The 14452-nt window shown below is 66.5% G+C and carries 11 protein-coding genes; 5 read left to right on the top strand and 6 right to left on the bottom strand.

From position 1 onward, the window contains the following. Nucleotides 1-29: 29 nt before the first annotated feature. The 5 genes from accB (at nucleotide 30) to EJO66_RS18485 (ending at nucleotide 5132) form a co-directional block, all read left to right on the top strand. On the top strand, nucleotides 30-491 hold the full coding sequence (accB, locus tag EJO66_RS18465; protein WP_124960425.1) for an acetyl-CoA carboxylase biotin carboxyl carrier protein: 462 nt from the start codon (nucleotides 30-32) through the stop codon (nucleotides 489-491). A 2-nt stretch (nucleotides 492-493) separates the two neighbouring features. Further along, a complete protein-coding gene (gene accC, locus EJO66_RS18470; protein WP_124960426.1) occupies nucleotides 494-1843 on the top strand; it encodes an acetyl-CoA carboxylase biotin carboxylase subunit in 1350 nt (449 codons plus the stop codon). Between the two features lie 17 nt (nucleotides 1844-1860). Beyond that, nucleotides 1861-2745: a 50S ribosomal protein L11 methyltransferase gene (gene prmA, locus EJO66_RS18475; protein ID WP_124960427.1), complete on the top strand. Its 885-nt coding sequence runs from the start codon at nucleotides 1861-1863 to the stop codon at nucleotides 2743-2745. A gap of 73 nt (nucleotides 2746-2818) precedes the next feature. Beyond that, entirely contained in the window at nucleotides 2819-4171 is a 1353-nt protein-coding gene (locus EJO66_RS18480; RefSeq protein ID WP_125965751.1) for a zinc-ribbon and DUF3426 domain-containing protein, read from the top strand. Between the two features lie 58 nt (nucleotides 4172-4229). Then, complete coding sequence (locus tag EJO66_RS18485; protein WP_124960429.1) at nucleotides 4230-5132, top strand: carbohydrate kinase family protein; 903 nt, start codon at nucleotides 4230-4232, stop codon at nucleotides 5130-5132. A gap of 82 nt (nucleotides 5133-5214) precedes the next feature. Here EJO66_RS18485 and EJO66_RS18490 read toward each other — a convergent pair whose 3' ends face one another. The 6 genes from EJO66_RS18490 to EJO66_RS18515 all read right to left on the bottom strand — a co-directional run bounded on the left by EJO66_RS18490 (nucleotide 5215) and on the right by EJO66_RS18515 (nucleotide 14427). Further along, nucleotides 5215-5739, bottom strand: coding sequence for a histone H1-like DNA-binding protein (locus EJO66_RS18490; RefSeq protein WP_012746103.1), 525 nt, complete (start codon nucleotides 5737-5739; stop codon nucleotides 5215-5217). Between the two features lie 200 nt (nucleotides 5740-5939). Then, on the bottom strand, nucleotides 5940-7115 hold the full coding sequence (locus tag EJO66_RS18495) for a ribonucleotide-diphosphate reductase subunit beta (protein ID WP_124960430.1): 1176 nt from the start codon (nucleotides 7113-7115) through the stop codon (nucleotides 5940-5942). A gap of 178 nt (nucleotides 7116-7293) precedes the next feature. After that, on the bottom strand, nucleotides 7294-10209 hold the full coding sequence (locus tag EJO66_RS18500) for a ribonucleoside-diphosphate reductase subunit alpha (RefSeq protein WP_125965752.1): 2916 nt from the start codon (nucleotides 10207-10209) through the stop codon (nucleotides 7294-7296). Between the two features lie 349 nt (nucleotides 10210-10558). Continuing rightward, nucleotides 10559-11167 (bottom strand): 1,6-anhydro-N-acetylmuramyl-L-alanine amidase AmpD, encoded by a 609-nt coding sequence (gene ampD, locus EJO66_RS18505; RefSeq protein ID WP_125965753.1) that lies wholly within the window; start codon nucleotides 11165-11167, stop codon nucleotides 10559-10561. After that, on the bottom strand, nucleotides 11154-12701 hold the full coding sequence (locus tag EJO66_RS18510; RefSeq protein ID WP_125965800.1) for a sigma-54-dependent transcriptional regulator: 1548 nt from the start codon (nucleotides 12699-12701) through the stop codon (nucleotides 11154-11156). The genes ampD and EJO66_RS18510 overlap by 14 nt, the downstream gene beginning before the upstream one ends. Before the next feature lie 25 nt (nucleotides 12702-12726). Beyond that, entirely contained in the window at nucleotides 12727-14427 is a 1701-nt protein-coding gene (locus EJO66_RS18515; RefSeq protein ID WP_124960433.1) for a two-component system sensor histidine kinase NtrB, read from the bottom strand. Between the last annotated feature and the right edge of the window lie 25 nt (nucleotides 14428-14452).

The raw sequence follows: 14452 nt of genomic DNA on the forward strand, positions 1-14452 counted from the left end.
TTGACCGGCAAAGTCGGCACTGGAGCTCCATGGATCTGCGCAAACTCAAGACACTGATCGATTTGGTGTCGGAATCCAATATTTCCGAACTGGAAATCACCGAAACCGAAGGCAAGGTTCGCATCGTCAAGGGCGGCGGCGCTGCCCCGGTGCAATATGTACAGACCGTGGCGGCCGCACCCGCTGCTGCTCCTGCTGCCGGCGCGCCGGCGGCACCTGCGCTGGCCAGCGCCCCCGCGCCCGAAGCCGCGCCTGCCGGCCATGCGATCAAGTCGCCGATGGTGGGTACTTTCTACCGCTCTTCCAGCCCGGGCGCCCCGGCCTTCGTCGAAATCGGCAGCAAGGTCAACGAGGGCGACACGGTCTGCATCATCGAGGCGATGAAGATCCTCAACGAAATCGAAGCCGACAAGTCAGGCACGATCACCCAGATCCTCGGCGAAAACGGTCAGGCGGTCGAGTACGGCCAGCCGCTGTTCATCATCGAGTGACCATGTTCAAGAAGATCCTGGTTGCAAACCGGGGGGAAATCGCCCTCCGGATCCAGCGCGCCTGCAGCGAGCTCGGCATCAAGGCCGTGATGGTCTATTCCGAAGCGGACCGCGAGGCAAAGTACGTCAAGCTCGCGCAGGAGGCTGTGTGCATCGGTCCGGCGCCGTCGTCGCTGAGCTATCTCAACATGCCGGCCATCATCTCGGCGGCCGAGGTGACCGACGCCGAGGCCATCCACCCCGGCTACGGCTTCCTGAGCGAGAACGCCAATTTCGCCGAACGCGTGGAGCAGAGCGGTTTCCAGTTCATCGGCCCGACGCCCGAAAACATCCGTGTCATGGGCGACAAGGTCTCGGCCAAGCAGGCGATGATCAAGGCCGGCGTGCCGTGCGTGCCGGGCTCCGAGGGCGAGCTCTCGGATGACGCCACCACCAACAAGCGCATTGCCCGCGCCATCGGCTATCCGGTCATCATCAAGGCGGCAGGCGGCGGCGGCGGCCGCGGCATGCGCGTGGTGCACACCGAGGCCGCGCTGATCAACGCGATCCAGATGACCAAGGCGGAAGCCGGCGCTGCGTTCAGCAATCCGGCCGTGTACATGGAGAAGTTTCTCCAGAACCCGCGCCACGTCGAGATCCAGATCCTGGCCGACAAGCACAAGAACGCGGTCTACCTGGGCGAGCGCGACTGCTCCATGCAGCGGCGCCATCAGAAGGTCATCGAGGAATCCCCGGCACCCGGCATTCCGCGCAAGCTGATCGAGAAGATCGGCGAGCGCTGCGCCGCGGCCTGCAAGAAGATCGGCTACCGCGGCGCCGGCACCTTCGAGTTCCTCTACGAGAACGGCGAGTTCTATTTCATCGAGATGAACACGCGCGTGCAGGTGGAGCATCCGGTGACCGAGTTCACCACCGGCATCGACATCGTGAAGACGCAGATCATGGTGGCGGCCGGCGAGAAACTGCCGTTCACGCAGCGCCAGATCGAGATGCGCGGCCACGCCATCGAGTGCCGCATCAACGCCGAGGACGCCTGGAAGTTCACGCCGTCGCCGGGCCGCATCACCATGTGGCACCCGCCGGGCGGCCCGGGGGTGCGCGTCGATTCGCATGCGTACACCAACTACTTCGTGCCGCCGAACTACGACTCGATGATCGGCAAGATCATCGTCTACGGCGACACGCGCGAGCAGGCCATGGCGCGCATGCGCACGGCGCTGAACGAAACCGTGATCGAAGGCATCCAGACCAACATCCCGCTGCACCGCGAACTGATGGTCGATGCCAAGTTCATGAGCGGCGGCACCAACATCCACTATCTGGAGGAGTGGCTGGCGGCGCACAAGCGCTGAGCAGCACCCGACGCCGCATGTACGAACTTCGCCTGATGGCGCCGGAAGACCGGGTCGAAATGGTCAGCGACGCGCTCGACGCACTCGATGCGCTCAGCGTTTCGGTGGAGGACGCCGACGCGCAGACCGATGCCGAGCAGGCGCTGTTCGGCGAGCCCGGCATGCCGCCGCCCAAGGAAGGCTGGCAGCGTTCGCGCGTGATTGCGCTGTTTGCCGACGAAGCGCTTGCGAAAGAGGCGGCGTCGGTGCTCGCGCTGCAGGACTTCTTCGAAGGCTGCGCGGTGCTCGGCGTGGCGCCGGTGCCCGAGCAGGACTGGGTGCGGCTCACGCAATCGCAGTTCGCGCCGGTCGAGATCACGCCCGAATTCTGGATCGTGCCCACCTGGCATGAGCCGCCCGGGCAGGCAAGGCAGGTGATGCGGCTCGACCCGGGGCTTGCCTTTGGCACCGGCACCCATCCCACCACGCGCATGTGCCTGCGCTGGATCGCAAGGCAGGGTTCGTTCGCCGGCCAGCGCGTGCTCGACTACGGCTGCGGGTCCGGCATCCTGGCCATTGGCGCGGCGAAGTTCGGCGCGACCGACATCGATGCCGTCGACATCGACGAGGCGGCCGTTTCGTCGACCCGCCTCAACGCCGAAGCCAACGGCGTGCGCCTGAACGCCGGCCTGCCCGAAGCGGCCAAGGGCAGCTACAGCACCGTGCTGGCCAACATCCTGGCCACGCCGCTCAAGGTGCTTGCGCCACTGCTGCGCAGCCACGTGGCGCCCGGTGGATCGCTGGTGCTGGCCGGCATCCTCGAGCGCCAGGCCGACGAGCTGAAAGAGGCCTACGCGCCTTATGCCGCGCTCGAAGTCAGCGACAGCGAGGATGGCTGGATCCTCATGACGGCGCGCTGCTGAGGACGCACGCGCCTGCCGTTTCGCGTTTGATCCCACCGGCGCGGCGAGGGCCCAACCCTACAATCGCCCCGTCATGAGCCTCGTCACGCGCTGCCCCGCCTGTGCCACCACCTTCAAGGTGGTGCGCGACCAGCTTCGCATTTCGGACGGCTGGGTGCGCTGCGGACGCTGCAGCCACGTGTTCGACGCCACGCTCGACCTGCACGAGGCACCCGATGGCCCGCCGGCTGCGAGTGCTGCATCTCCGCCTCCACCGGCACCAGCACCGGCACCGGCACCCGCTGCACCGATCGAGCCGTCCTCCTCCGATGCGATCGAAGACGCGGATTTCTTCGACGACGAACCCGAAGATCGCGGGCCGCCGGAGGCTGCTGCCGTGCCTTCCGAGGCCGAGCTGGTGCCCGCACCAGAGCCCGCGCCTGCACCTGCTCCCGCGCCCGCCTTCGCCTTGCCGGCGCACGGCATCGCCGCCGACGAGCTGTGGACCGACTTCGAAGCCAACGAGCCCGAATGGCGGCCGCCGGCGAGTTCGCTGCCGCCGTTTCCGAACATCGACCTGAATCTGGCGGCGCCGCCTTCGCCGCCGCCCCCGCCCGCACCGCCGTTGCCGGCCCTGCGCCTCAAGGCGCGCGAGATGGCGGCAACGGCCAGCGAAGAAGACGAAAAGCACGCGCCCGAACAAGACCGCGACCAGGTGCAGATGCAAAAGGCGCTGCGCCGGGCCCGCATCAAGTCGGCCAAGATCGCGAGCGCCAAGGCGCGCGACGAGCGCGCCGCCGCAAAGCTGTCGGCCTCGATGGTGCGGGAGGCGAGCGAGCCCGAGCCGGGCCTGCGTCCTTCGCCGCTGCCGTCGGTCCGGGGCGATGCGGAGGATTCGGAGCGCCTTCCTTTTTCCGACGGCAACGAGAATGCAGGCCGTGGCGCCGCGGGTTTCTGGCAGCGGCCTGGCGCGCGGCGCTGGCTCTGGCTGCTGGCCGTGCTCGCCGTCCTGCTTCTGTTTGTGCAGGTCCTGCGCCACGAACGCGACGGCATCGTCGCTCGCCAGCCGAACCTGCGTCCCGCATTCGCAGTCCTGTGCCGCGCGGCCGCCTGCGAGCTCACCGCGCTGCGGCAGATCGGCGACATCGTGATCGAGGGTGCAGCCTTCGCGCGCGAGAAAACCGGCAACAACGACTACCGGCTCAGCTTCACGCTGCGCAATGGCGCCGCCGTTCCCCTGGCCATGCCGGCCATCGAGCTTTCGCTGCTCGACACGCAGGAGCGCGCCGTGGTGCGCCGCGTGTTGATGGCTGCGGACTATGGCGCACCAGCGGTGCTTGCGGCCCGCTCCGACCAGGCCGCATCATTGCCGCTGAGCTTGTCGGCAACGGAGGCGGCCACGCTGCCGCCCATCGCAGGCTACCGCGTCGAAGCGTTCTATCCTTAGGCCTGGCTCGCGCCCGCCTTTTCATTTCATTCATCCATTCCTACTCAACGGCTCACCCATGGCAGCAGTGATTTGCGGTTCCCTCGCGTTTGACACCATCATGACCTTCGAGGGCCGGTTCGCCGACCAGATCCTTCCGGACCAGCTGCACATCCTCAATGTGTCGTTCCTGGTGCCGGGCCTGCGGCGCGACTTCGGCGGCTGCGCCGGCAACATCGCCTACAGCCTCAATGCGCTGGGCGGCACCGCGCTGCCGATGGCCACCCTGGGCAGCGACGGCGCCGACTACCTGGAGCGCATGCGCATGCTGGGCATCAGCACCGAGTTCGTGCGCCAGCTCGACGACACCTTCACCGCGCAGGCGATGATCATGAACGACGTCGACAACAACCAGATCACCGCGTTCCACCCCGGTGCGATGCAGCAGGCGCACCTCACGAAGATCGCCGCGCGCGAAGACATCCGCGTCGGCATCATCGCGCCCGACGGCCGCGAGGCGATGCTGCAGCACGCAGAGCAGTTCGCCGCAGCCGGCATTCCGTTCGTGTTCGATCCGGGCCAGGGCCTGCCGATGTTCGACGGCGAGGCGCTCAAGCATTTCGTCGATCTGGCGAGCTGGGTCGTCGTCAACGACTACGAAGGAAAGATGCTGTCGCAGCGCACCGGCTGGAGCCTGGCCGACATTTCGAAGCGCGTGCGCGGCCTGGTCGTCACGCTGGCGGCCGAAGGCTGCGAGGTCTGGATCGACGGCGAGCGCGAGCATGTGCCGGGCGTGACGCCGACGGCGGTGGTCGAGCCCACCGGTTGCGGCGATGCCTGGCGCGGCGCGCTGCTGTTCGGCCTTGAAAAGGAATGGCCGCTCGCGCAGTGCGCGGCGCTCGGCAACCGCATCGGTGCGCTCAAGATCGCGCAGCGCGGGCCGCAGAACTACCAGATCGACCTGAAGGCGCTGGGCCTCTGAGCCGCCCGCTGGCAGGCGTCCATAAAAAAAGCCCGGTACCGTGAGGTACCGGGCTTTTTGCCGTCAAGGCCGCTGAGGAAACTCAGGGCTTGCTGGCCGTCGGAAACGGCCAGGCTGCCTGGGGGTTCAGCGTCGTTTGCGCAGCAGGAGCAGGCGCTACGGCAGGAGCCTTGGCAGCCTTCTTCGCAGCAGGCTTCTTGGCAGCAGCGGCAGGCTTGGCAGCGGGCTTTTTCGCGGCTTTCTTGGCCGCAGCCTTTTTGGCAGGAGCCTTCTTGGCGGCAGCCTTCTTCGCAGGGGCCTTCTTGGCAGCGGCCTTCTTTGCCGGAGCCTTCTTCGCCGCCGCCTTCTTGGCAGGAGCCTTCTTCGCTGCGGCCTTCTTCGCCGGAGCCTTCTTGGCAGCGGCCTTCTTTGCCGGAGCTGCCTTCTTGGCGGCTACCTTCTTCGCAGGCGCCTTCTTGGCGGCTACCTTCTTCGCTGCGACCTTCTTGGCCGGAGCCTTCTTCGCAGCTACCTTCTTGGCGGGAGCCTTCTTAGCGGCCGCGACCTTCTTTGCCGGAGCCTTCTTTGCAGCGGCTTTCTTAGCCGGCGCTTTCTTTGCAGTTGCCATTTCTATTTCTCCTTGATCAAGTTGAAAAAATCAACCTATTGAAGCACTCCACGCACGTTGGTAGCGTGAAGCGATCCATGGCGTTGGAATCTGAGCTCCAGCACCATGAACACCTGAGCCCTCGTCCATGCCGCGCTCTTCGGCGCGATCGGTGGCAAGGGCAATTCTTGAATTCATTAATTCTTGTCGAAAGATTCGATTCAATCCCAGGAGAGCGCGCCACCCGACTGGTATTCGATCACGCGGGTTTCGAAGAAATTGCGCTCTTTCTTCAGGTCAATCATTTCGCTCATCCAGGGGAACGGGTTTTCCTCGTTCGGGAAGAGCGTTTCGAGGCCGATCTGCTGTGCACGCCGGTTGGCGATGTAGCGCAGGTAGCCCTTGAACATGGAGGCGTTCATGCCGAGCACGCCGCGCGGCATGGTGTCTTCGGCGTATTTGTACTCGAGCTCGACGGCCTTCATGAAGAGGGCCCTGATCTCGGCCTTGAACTCGGGGGTCCAGAGGCCGGGGTTCTCGAGCTTGAGCTGGTTGATCAGGTCGATGCCGAAATTGCAGTGCATCGACTCGTCGCGCAGGATGTACTGATACTGCTCGGCGGCGCCGGTCATCTTGTTCTGGCGGCCCAACGCGAGGATCTGCGTGAAGCCGACGTAGAAGAAGAGGCCTTCCATCAGGCAGGCGAACACGATCAGCGACTTGAGCAGCGTCTGGTCGGTTTCGTGCGTGCCGGTCTTGAAGAGCGGATCGCTGATGGCGTCGATGAACGGGATCAGGAACTGGTCCTTCTCGCGGATCGACGGCACTTCGTTGTAGGCGTTGAAGATCTCGCTCTCGTCCAGGCCGAGCGACTCGACGATGTACTGGTAGGCGTGCGTGTGGATCGCTTCCTCGAACGCCTGGCGCAGCAGGAACTGGCGGCATTCGGGCGCCGTGATGTGGCGGTAGGTGCCCAGCACGATGTTGTTGGCGGCCAGCGAGTCGGCGGTCACGAAGAAGCCGAGGTTGCGCTTGACGATGCGGCGCTCGTCTTCGGTCAGGCCGTTGGGGTCCTTCCACAACGCGATGTCGCGCGTCATGTTCACTTCCTGCGGCATCCAGTGGTTGGCGCAGGTGGCGAGGTATTTTTCCCAGGCCCACTTGTACTTGAACGGCACCAGCTGGTTGACGTCGGTCTGGCCGTTGATGATGCGCTTGTCGGAAGCCTTGACGCGCTGCGCCGCGGCGGTTGCCGCGGGTTGTTGTGCAATCGACGAAGTCGGAGCATCCACCGGTCGGCCTGCGGGCAGGCCGCTGGTCGATGCGTGGTGTTGCTGCAATCCTTGTTGCATATCCTTTGATAAGGAGGGCTTGACTTCTTCGTCCCAGGTCAACATAGAAAAATCCAATGCTCAATTATCGGAGCAACGATGTGAGTTGCAAAGTGCTCGTTCACGTCGCGCTCCATTTATGTGGTTGTTATGTTGCTCTCATGCATCGCGCGATGTCAGTCGATGCCGTGATCGACTGAGAGTTCGCGCGTCGTGCATGCACCTCTCTGACATCACTCGCGCGTCATTGGCATGCTTCGCAAGTCGGATCGTCGACGCCGCAGAACGCGATGTCGGTGGCAGGCATCGCACTCATCTGCGCCTTCGCTGCGGCAGCCGCGGCTTCGAGTGCGCTCATGCCCGAAGATGCATCGCCGCCCGACGACACCGCGTTGAGGCGGCCCGACTGCACGGTGGATTTCTCGGCGTGCGTCGCGCTCTGCGTGCGCAGGTAGTAGGTGGTCTTCAAGCCGCGCAGCCATGCGAGCTTGTAGGTGTCGTCGAGCTTCTTGCCCGATGCGCCGGCCATGTAGATGTTGAGCGACTGCGCCTGGTCGATCCACTTCTGGCGGCGCGCCGCGGCTTCGACCAGCCAGGTGGTCTCGACTTCGAACGCGGTGGCGTAGAGCGCCTTCACGTCCTGCGGCACGCGGTCGATCGGGCGCAGCGAACCGTCGAAGTGCTTCAGGTCCATCACCATGACGTCGTCCCACAGGCCCAGGCGCTTCAGGTCGCGCACCAGGTAGTGGTTGATGACGGTGAACTCGCCCGACAGGTTCGACTTGACCGAGAGGTTGCCGAAGCAGGGCTCGATGGAAGCGTCGACGCCGATGATGTTCGAGATGGTCGCGGTCGGGGCGATGGCCACGCAGTTGGAGTTGCGCATGCCGTCGGCCTTGATCTTGGCGCGCAGCGCTTCCCAGTCGAGCGTGGCCGAGCGGTCGACCTCCACGTAGCCGCCGCGGGCTTTTTCGAGCAGGTCGAGCGTGTCGATCGGCAGGATGCCCTTGTCCCACAGCGAGCCCTTGTAGCTCGAGTACTTGCCGCGTTCGCGGGCCAGCTCGGTCGAGGCCCAGTAGGCGTGGTAGCAGATGGCTTCCATCGACTCGTCGGCGAACTGCACGGCTTCCTGCGAAGCGTAGGGAATGCGCAACTCGTACAGCGCGTCCTGGAAGCCCATCAGGCCCAGGCCGACCGGGCGGTGGCGCAGGTTCGAGTCGCGCGCCTTCTTCACGGCGTAGTAGTTGATGTCGATCACGTTGTCGAGCATGCGCATCGCGGTCGCGATCGTGCGCTTGAGCTTTTCCTGGTCGACCTTGCCGTCCTTCAGGTGCTGCAGCAGGTTCACGGAACCCAGGTTGCAGACGGCGGTTTCGGTGTCGCTGGTGTTCAGCGTGATCTCGGTGCACAGGTTCGACGAATGCACCACGCCGGTGTGCTGCTGCGGCGAGCGCACATTGCAGGCGTCCTTGAACGTGATCCACGGATGGCCGGTCTCGAACAGCATCGTGAGCATCTTGCGCCACAGGTCCGAGGCCTGGATGGTGCGGGCGGGCTTGATCTCGCCGCGGGCGGCCTTTTCTTCGTAGGCGGTGTAGGCCTGCTCGAAGTCGGCGCCGAACTTGTCGTGCAGGTCGGGTACGTTGGAGGGCGAGAACAGCGTCCAGGTGCCCTTTTCCATCACGCGGCGCATGAAGAGGTCGGGGATCCAGTTGGCGGTGTTCATGTCGTGCGTGCGGCGGCGGTCGTCGCCGGTGTTCTTGCGCAGTTCCAGGAACTCCTCGATGTCGAGGTGCCAGGTTTCCAGGTACGTGCAGACGGCGCCCTTGCGCTTGCCGCCCTGGTTCACGGCCACGGCGGTGTCGTTGACCACCTTCAGGAAGGGCACCACGCCCTGCGATTCGCCGTTGGTGCCCTTGATGTGGCTGCCGAGCGCGCGCACGCGGGTCCAGTCGTTGCCCAGGCCGCCCGCGAACTTGGAGAGCAGCGCGTTTTCCTTGATCGACTCGTAGATGCCGTCGAGGTCGTCGGGCACGGTGGTCAGATAGCAGCTGGACAGCTGCGAGCGCAGCGTGCCGGCGTTGAACAGGGTGGGCGTGCTCGACATGAAGTCGAAGGACGACAGCACCTCGTAGAACTCGATGGCGCGGGCTTCGCGGTCGATCTCGCCGAGCGACAGGCCCATGGCCACGCGCATGAAGAAGGCCTGCGGCAGTTCGATGCGCGACTTGCGCACGTGCAGGAAGTAGCGGTCGTACAGCGTTTGCAGGCCGAGGTAGTCGAACTGGTTGTCGCGTTCGGCCTTGAGCGCGGCGCCCAGGCGCGGCAGGTCGTACTGCAGCAGCTTCTCGTCGAGCAGGTCGTTCTCGACGCCCTTCTTGATGAACTGCGGGAAGTAGTCGGCGTAGGCCGTGGCGCGCTCGGCGGGCATCACTTCGCGGCCGATGATCTCCTTGAAGATCGTGTGCAGCAGCAGGCGGGCGGTGGCAAAGGTGTAGTCGGGGTCTTTCTCGATCAGCGTGCGGGCCGCCAGGATCGAGGCCTTGTAGACCTCGTCGAGCGGCACGCCGTCGTACAGGTTGCGCATCGTTTCGGCGACGATCGGCGCGGCGGTGATGCTGTCGCCCAGGTTTTCGCAGGCCGACTCGATCAGGCCCTTGAGCTGGTTCAGGTCGAGCGCGACGCGTTCGCCGTTGTCCAGCACGTGCAGCGTTGGCGTGGCGGGCGCTTCCTGCTCGACCTGTTTGGAGCGCTCCTGCGTGCGGCGCTCGCGGTAGAGCACGTAGGCGCGCGCGATCTCGTGGTGGCCGCCGCGCATCAGGCCGAGTTCGACCTGGTCCTGCACGTCTTCGATGTGGAAGGTGCCGCCGCCCGGACGCGAACGCACCATGGCGCGGATCACGCCTTGCGTGAGGGCGTCGACGGTTTCGCGCACGCTGGCCGAAGCCGCGCCCTGGGTGCCATGCACGGCCAGGAAGGCTTTCATCATCGCGATGGCGATCTTGTTGGGTTCGAAGGGAACCACGGCGCCGTTGCGGCGGATGATCTGGTAGTGCGCGAGGTTCTGTCCGGCGGGCGAGCCAGCGGTGTCGCGCTGCTGCTGCGTTGGCGTGGAGGGAATGGCACGCGAGGTCGATGGGGTGTTCAGGGCTGTTTGCATTCGCTTCCTCTCGGTTGGCAATTCTTGTTGGATGGCGACGCCTTGGCTGGGCGTCGCGCCGGCGTTGTTGACCGGACGGAGGACACTATATCTAGGGTCTGAGGGGTGTACAACCCACTAGATGTAGCGTTTTCCTGTGGATACAACCCTGTCGATTTTTCTTTCGGCCCGGGACACGGCCGTCGATGCCGCATGAATACTGGCCTATGTTGTCGCAACCCGCATGGGGCGTGGCTTGCAGGCCGATTTGGGCTTGCAGGGCGCATGGTTGCTACATGCGGCGATTGCAATTTTCTCATTGCTGCGCCGCGGGATCGGCGCATCGCGAGGCGCTGCGCGATTGAAAAAATTAGCGCTGCACCACCTGCGGAGGAAACATGTGCGGACTCCAGCCGAGGTGCCCGCGCAGCAATTGCCAATCGAAGCCGGCGCCGGGGTCCTGCTTTCGGCCCGGTGCGATGTGCTCGTGTCCGGCGATGTGCGCGATGGCGTAGTGCTGCGCGATGGCGGGGCAGAGGCTGGCCAGCGTCTCGTACTGCGCCTCTTCGAACGGCTGGCCTTCGAGGCCTTCGAGCTCGATGCCGATGGAATCGTCGTTGCAGTTCGCGCGGCCGCGCCACGACGACACGCCGGCATGCCAGGCGCGCTCGTCGCAGCTCACGAACTGCCAGAGTTCGCCGTTGCGCCGCACATAGAAATGCGAGGAAACCGCAAGGCCGCGAATCGACTGGAAGTAGGGATGCGCGTCCCAGTCGAGCTGGTTGGTGAAGAGCTGCTGCACGGCGTCGCCGCCGTATTCGCCGGGCGGCAGGCTGATGGAGTGCAGCACGATCAGGTCGGTCTGCGCGCCGGCGGGGCGGGGTCCGAAATTCGGCGAGCGCAGCGCCTTGGCAAAGCGGTACCAGCCGGCGCGCCAGAGCCCGTCGTCGTTGCCCGTATGCGCTTCAGTCGTCGGCATGGCTGGTGCTGGCACCTTCGTCGCCGCCGGGCGTGGTGATGCCCAGCCGCGCGATGCGGTAGCGGATCTGGCGCAGGCTCATGCCGAGCCGCGCGGCGGCCGCCGTCCGATTGAAGCCGCTTTCATGCAGCGCGCGCACGAGGATCTCGCGCTCCTGCTGATCGAGGTAGGCCTGCAGGTCGGAGGGAAGGGCGGGCGGCGGGGACTTGGGTTCCGCAACGGCCACGGCGAGCGTAGCGGGCGCCCGAGGCGCTTCGCTGCCGAGCGCCGAAGCAGAAGAAGGCGCGGGTTCGGCGATGGCCAGATCTGCCGGCGCCGCGGCAGCGCCCGGCCGCTGCGCCATCAGGTCCAGATGCAGTTCGTCGCCGTCGTTGAGCGCCACTGCGCGGTGCAGCAGGTTCTCGAGCTCCCGCACGTTGCCGTCGAGCCGGTGCTGGGCAAGGCGGCGCAGCAGTTCGGCGGAAAGATGCGGCACCGGCAGCCCGCCGTCCTGCGCAATGCGCGCGAGCAGCGCCGCGCAAAGTGCGGGCAGGTCCTCGCGCCGGTCGCGCAGCGCGGGCACCGCGATCTCGATCACGTTGAGCCGATAGAACAGGTCTTGCCGGAAGCGGCCGGCCTGGACTTCGGCATGAAGATCCTTGTGCGTGGCGCTCACGATGCGCACGTCGACCGCGTCTTCCTGCGTCGAGCCGATGGAGCGCACGCTGCGCTCCTGGATTGCGCGCAGCAGCTTGGACTGCATCGCCAGCGGCAGGTCGCCGATTTCGTCGAGAAAGAGCGTGCCGCCGCGCGCGGCCTGGAAGTAGCCGTCGCGGTCCTGCGACGAGCCGGTGTAGGAGCCCTTGCGGGCGCCGAAGAACTCGGCCTCGAGCAGGTTCTCGGGAATGGCGCCGCAGTTGACCGCGACGAACGGGCCCTCGCTGCGCTGGCTGCAGGCATGCACGGCGCGCGCCACCAGCTCCTTGCCGGTGCCCGATTCGCCGCGCACCAGCACCGGCGCCATGCCGCGCGCCACCTTGGCAATGCGCGACTTGACCAGGCGCATCGGCTCCGAGTCGCCCACCAGCCGGTCGAGCGCAGCAACGCCGCTGTCCGGAACGGACGGCGCGCCGGCGCGCGGCTGGTCCGCGGGCGCCGCCTGCCAGGCCTTGGCCGGCGGTGCCTGCTGCGCCTGCACGGCGGACGCGACCACGGCGCGGAACTGCTTCAGGTCGACCGGCTTGGTCAGGTAGTCGAAGGCGCCGGCCTTCAGCGCCTCGACCGCGTTTTCGGCGGAGCCGTAGGCCGTCATCACCACGCAGCGCTCGCTGCGCTGGTTCTTCTGGATGCGGTGGATGATTTCCATGCCCTGTCCATCGGGCAGCCGCATGTCGGTGATCACCGCATCGAACTGCCCGGCCTCCAGGTGCTGCCAAGCTTCCGAAACGCTGCCGGCGGCCTCGACGCGATAGCCTTCGCGCAGCAGGGTCAGTTCGTACAGCGTGCGCAGGTCGGGCTCGTCATCGATGACCAGGATGTTGGCCGGTCGCTGCATGGAGGGATGGGAAGTGCTCACGGCGCTATTGTGTCAGCCGGTTTTCGCTTGGCGCAAAACTGACGAAGAATTCATTGCCCTCGGGGCCGCCCGCCACGAGCGCGCGCCGCTCGTAGCCGATGGTGGCACCGTGGCGCCGGCACAGCTCGCGGCACAGGAAGAGGCCGAGTCCGCTGGAGCGGCTCTCGGATGAGAAAAAAGGCTCGAACAGATGGCGCTGCACCGCCGGCTCCAGCGGCGCGCCGTCGCTCCACACCTGCAGGCTGGGGCGGCCGGAACTGCCGCGCTGCGTGGTGGTGACGACCTGGATCGCGCCCGCGCGGCTGCTCGCGTAGCGCGCCGCGTTGTCCAGCAGGTTCACGAGCAGCCGGCGCAGGTGCTCCACGTCGAAGCGCACCTCGGCGTCGGCGGCATCCAGCGCGATCAGCACGCCCTGGCGCCGCGTCTGGCGCACCCACTCTTCGGCCAGCGCCTGCACGGCGGGATCGAGCACGACCTGCTCGCCGAGCGAGAGCACGCGCTGCTGGCGCGCGCGCGAGACGTCGAGCACGTCGTCCACGATGCGCGCGAGGCGCTGCGCGTTGTGCTGCACCATGCTGGTCAGCTTGCGGTGCGCGGGGTCGGTGAGGTCTTCGGCGAGCAGCGCGCTGGCCTGCGTGATGGCCGCGAGCGGATTGCGGATCTCGTGCGCCACGGCGGCCGACATGCGGCCCATCGCGGCCAGTTTCTCGGTGCGGATGCGGGCCTCGAGCTCGCGCAGGTCCTGCAGGAACATCACGCAAAGGCTGTCGACATGCCGGTCGCTGGTGGGCGTGAGCCGCGTGCGCACGCGCACCTCGCGCGCGGCACCGCGCGCCTGCGCCACGGGAATTTCCTCGCTTTGCGGCGCGCGGCGCGCAAAGGTCTGGCGCGCCAGCGCCGCCAACGCATGCCAGGCGGGCTGCGCGTGCAGCGCGAACGGCAGGCCGAGCCGGGCCAGCCCCTGGCCGAGGATCGCGTCGGCCGCCGGGTTGGCCGCATGCACCATGCCTTCGGCGTCGATCACCAGCACGCCTTCGCTCAGCGTCTCGATCACCAGGTCGTTGACCTGCGCCTGCATCTGCGCGCTGCTGCGGTTGCGCAGCGCGGTTTCCTCCTCGCGGGCCAGCCGGCGCGCCAGCTCGTGCGCCAGCAGGGCCACCACGAAGAGCCCGGTGCCGGTGAGCGCCGCCTGCACGAAGCGGGTGGAGGAATCGCCGGGCTGCTGCAGCAGCCAGTGCCAGCCGGCATCGGCGAGCAGCAGCAGCGTGACCGTGGCGGTGGTGCCCAGGCCCACGGTCACCGTGCCCAGCACCGCGCTCATGAGCACCGGCAGCGCGAACAGCGGCGTGTAGTTGATGCTGCCGCCCTGGAGCACCTGCAGCGCGGTGAAAGTGCCCAGGTCGATGCCGATGGTGAGGAACCACAGCATGCCGAAGGCCCGGATCGGCGGCGTGAAATGCGCGTAGCGGGCGCCCAGCCAGGTGGCAGCCAGGTAGCCGGCCGAAAGCGCCACGGCCAGCGGCTGCACCGTCTGGCCGAGCGCCATGGCCACGCCCTGCAGCAGCACGAGCACCAGCGCGACGAAGCAGCGCGCCGCCATGAAGCCGCGCCACAGCCGCAGCAGCGCGGCGCTTTCGCCGCGCCCCGGCTCGAGCGCGCTCCAGTCGGTGGCGGGTTCGCCGCGCGACCACGGGGAAGAACTCACGGGTGCACCCTTGGCGCTGTGCTCA

The sequence above is a fragment of the Variovorax beijingensis genome, from assembly GCF_003951285.1.
Lineage (GTDB): Bacteria > Pseudomonadota > Gammaproteobacteria > Burkholderiales > Burkholderiaceae_C > Variovorax > Variovorax beijingensis.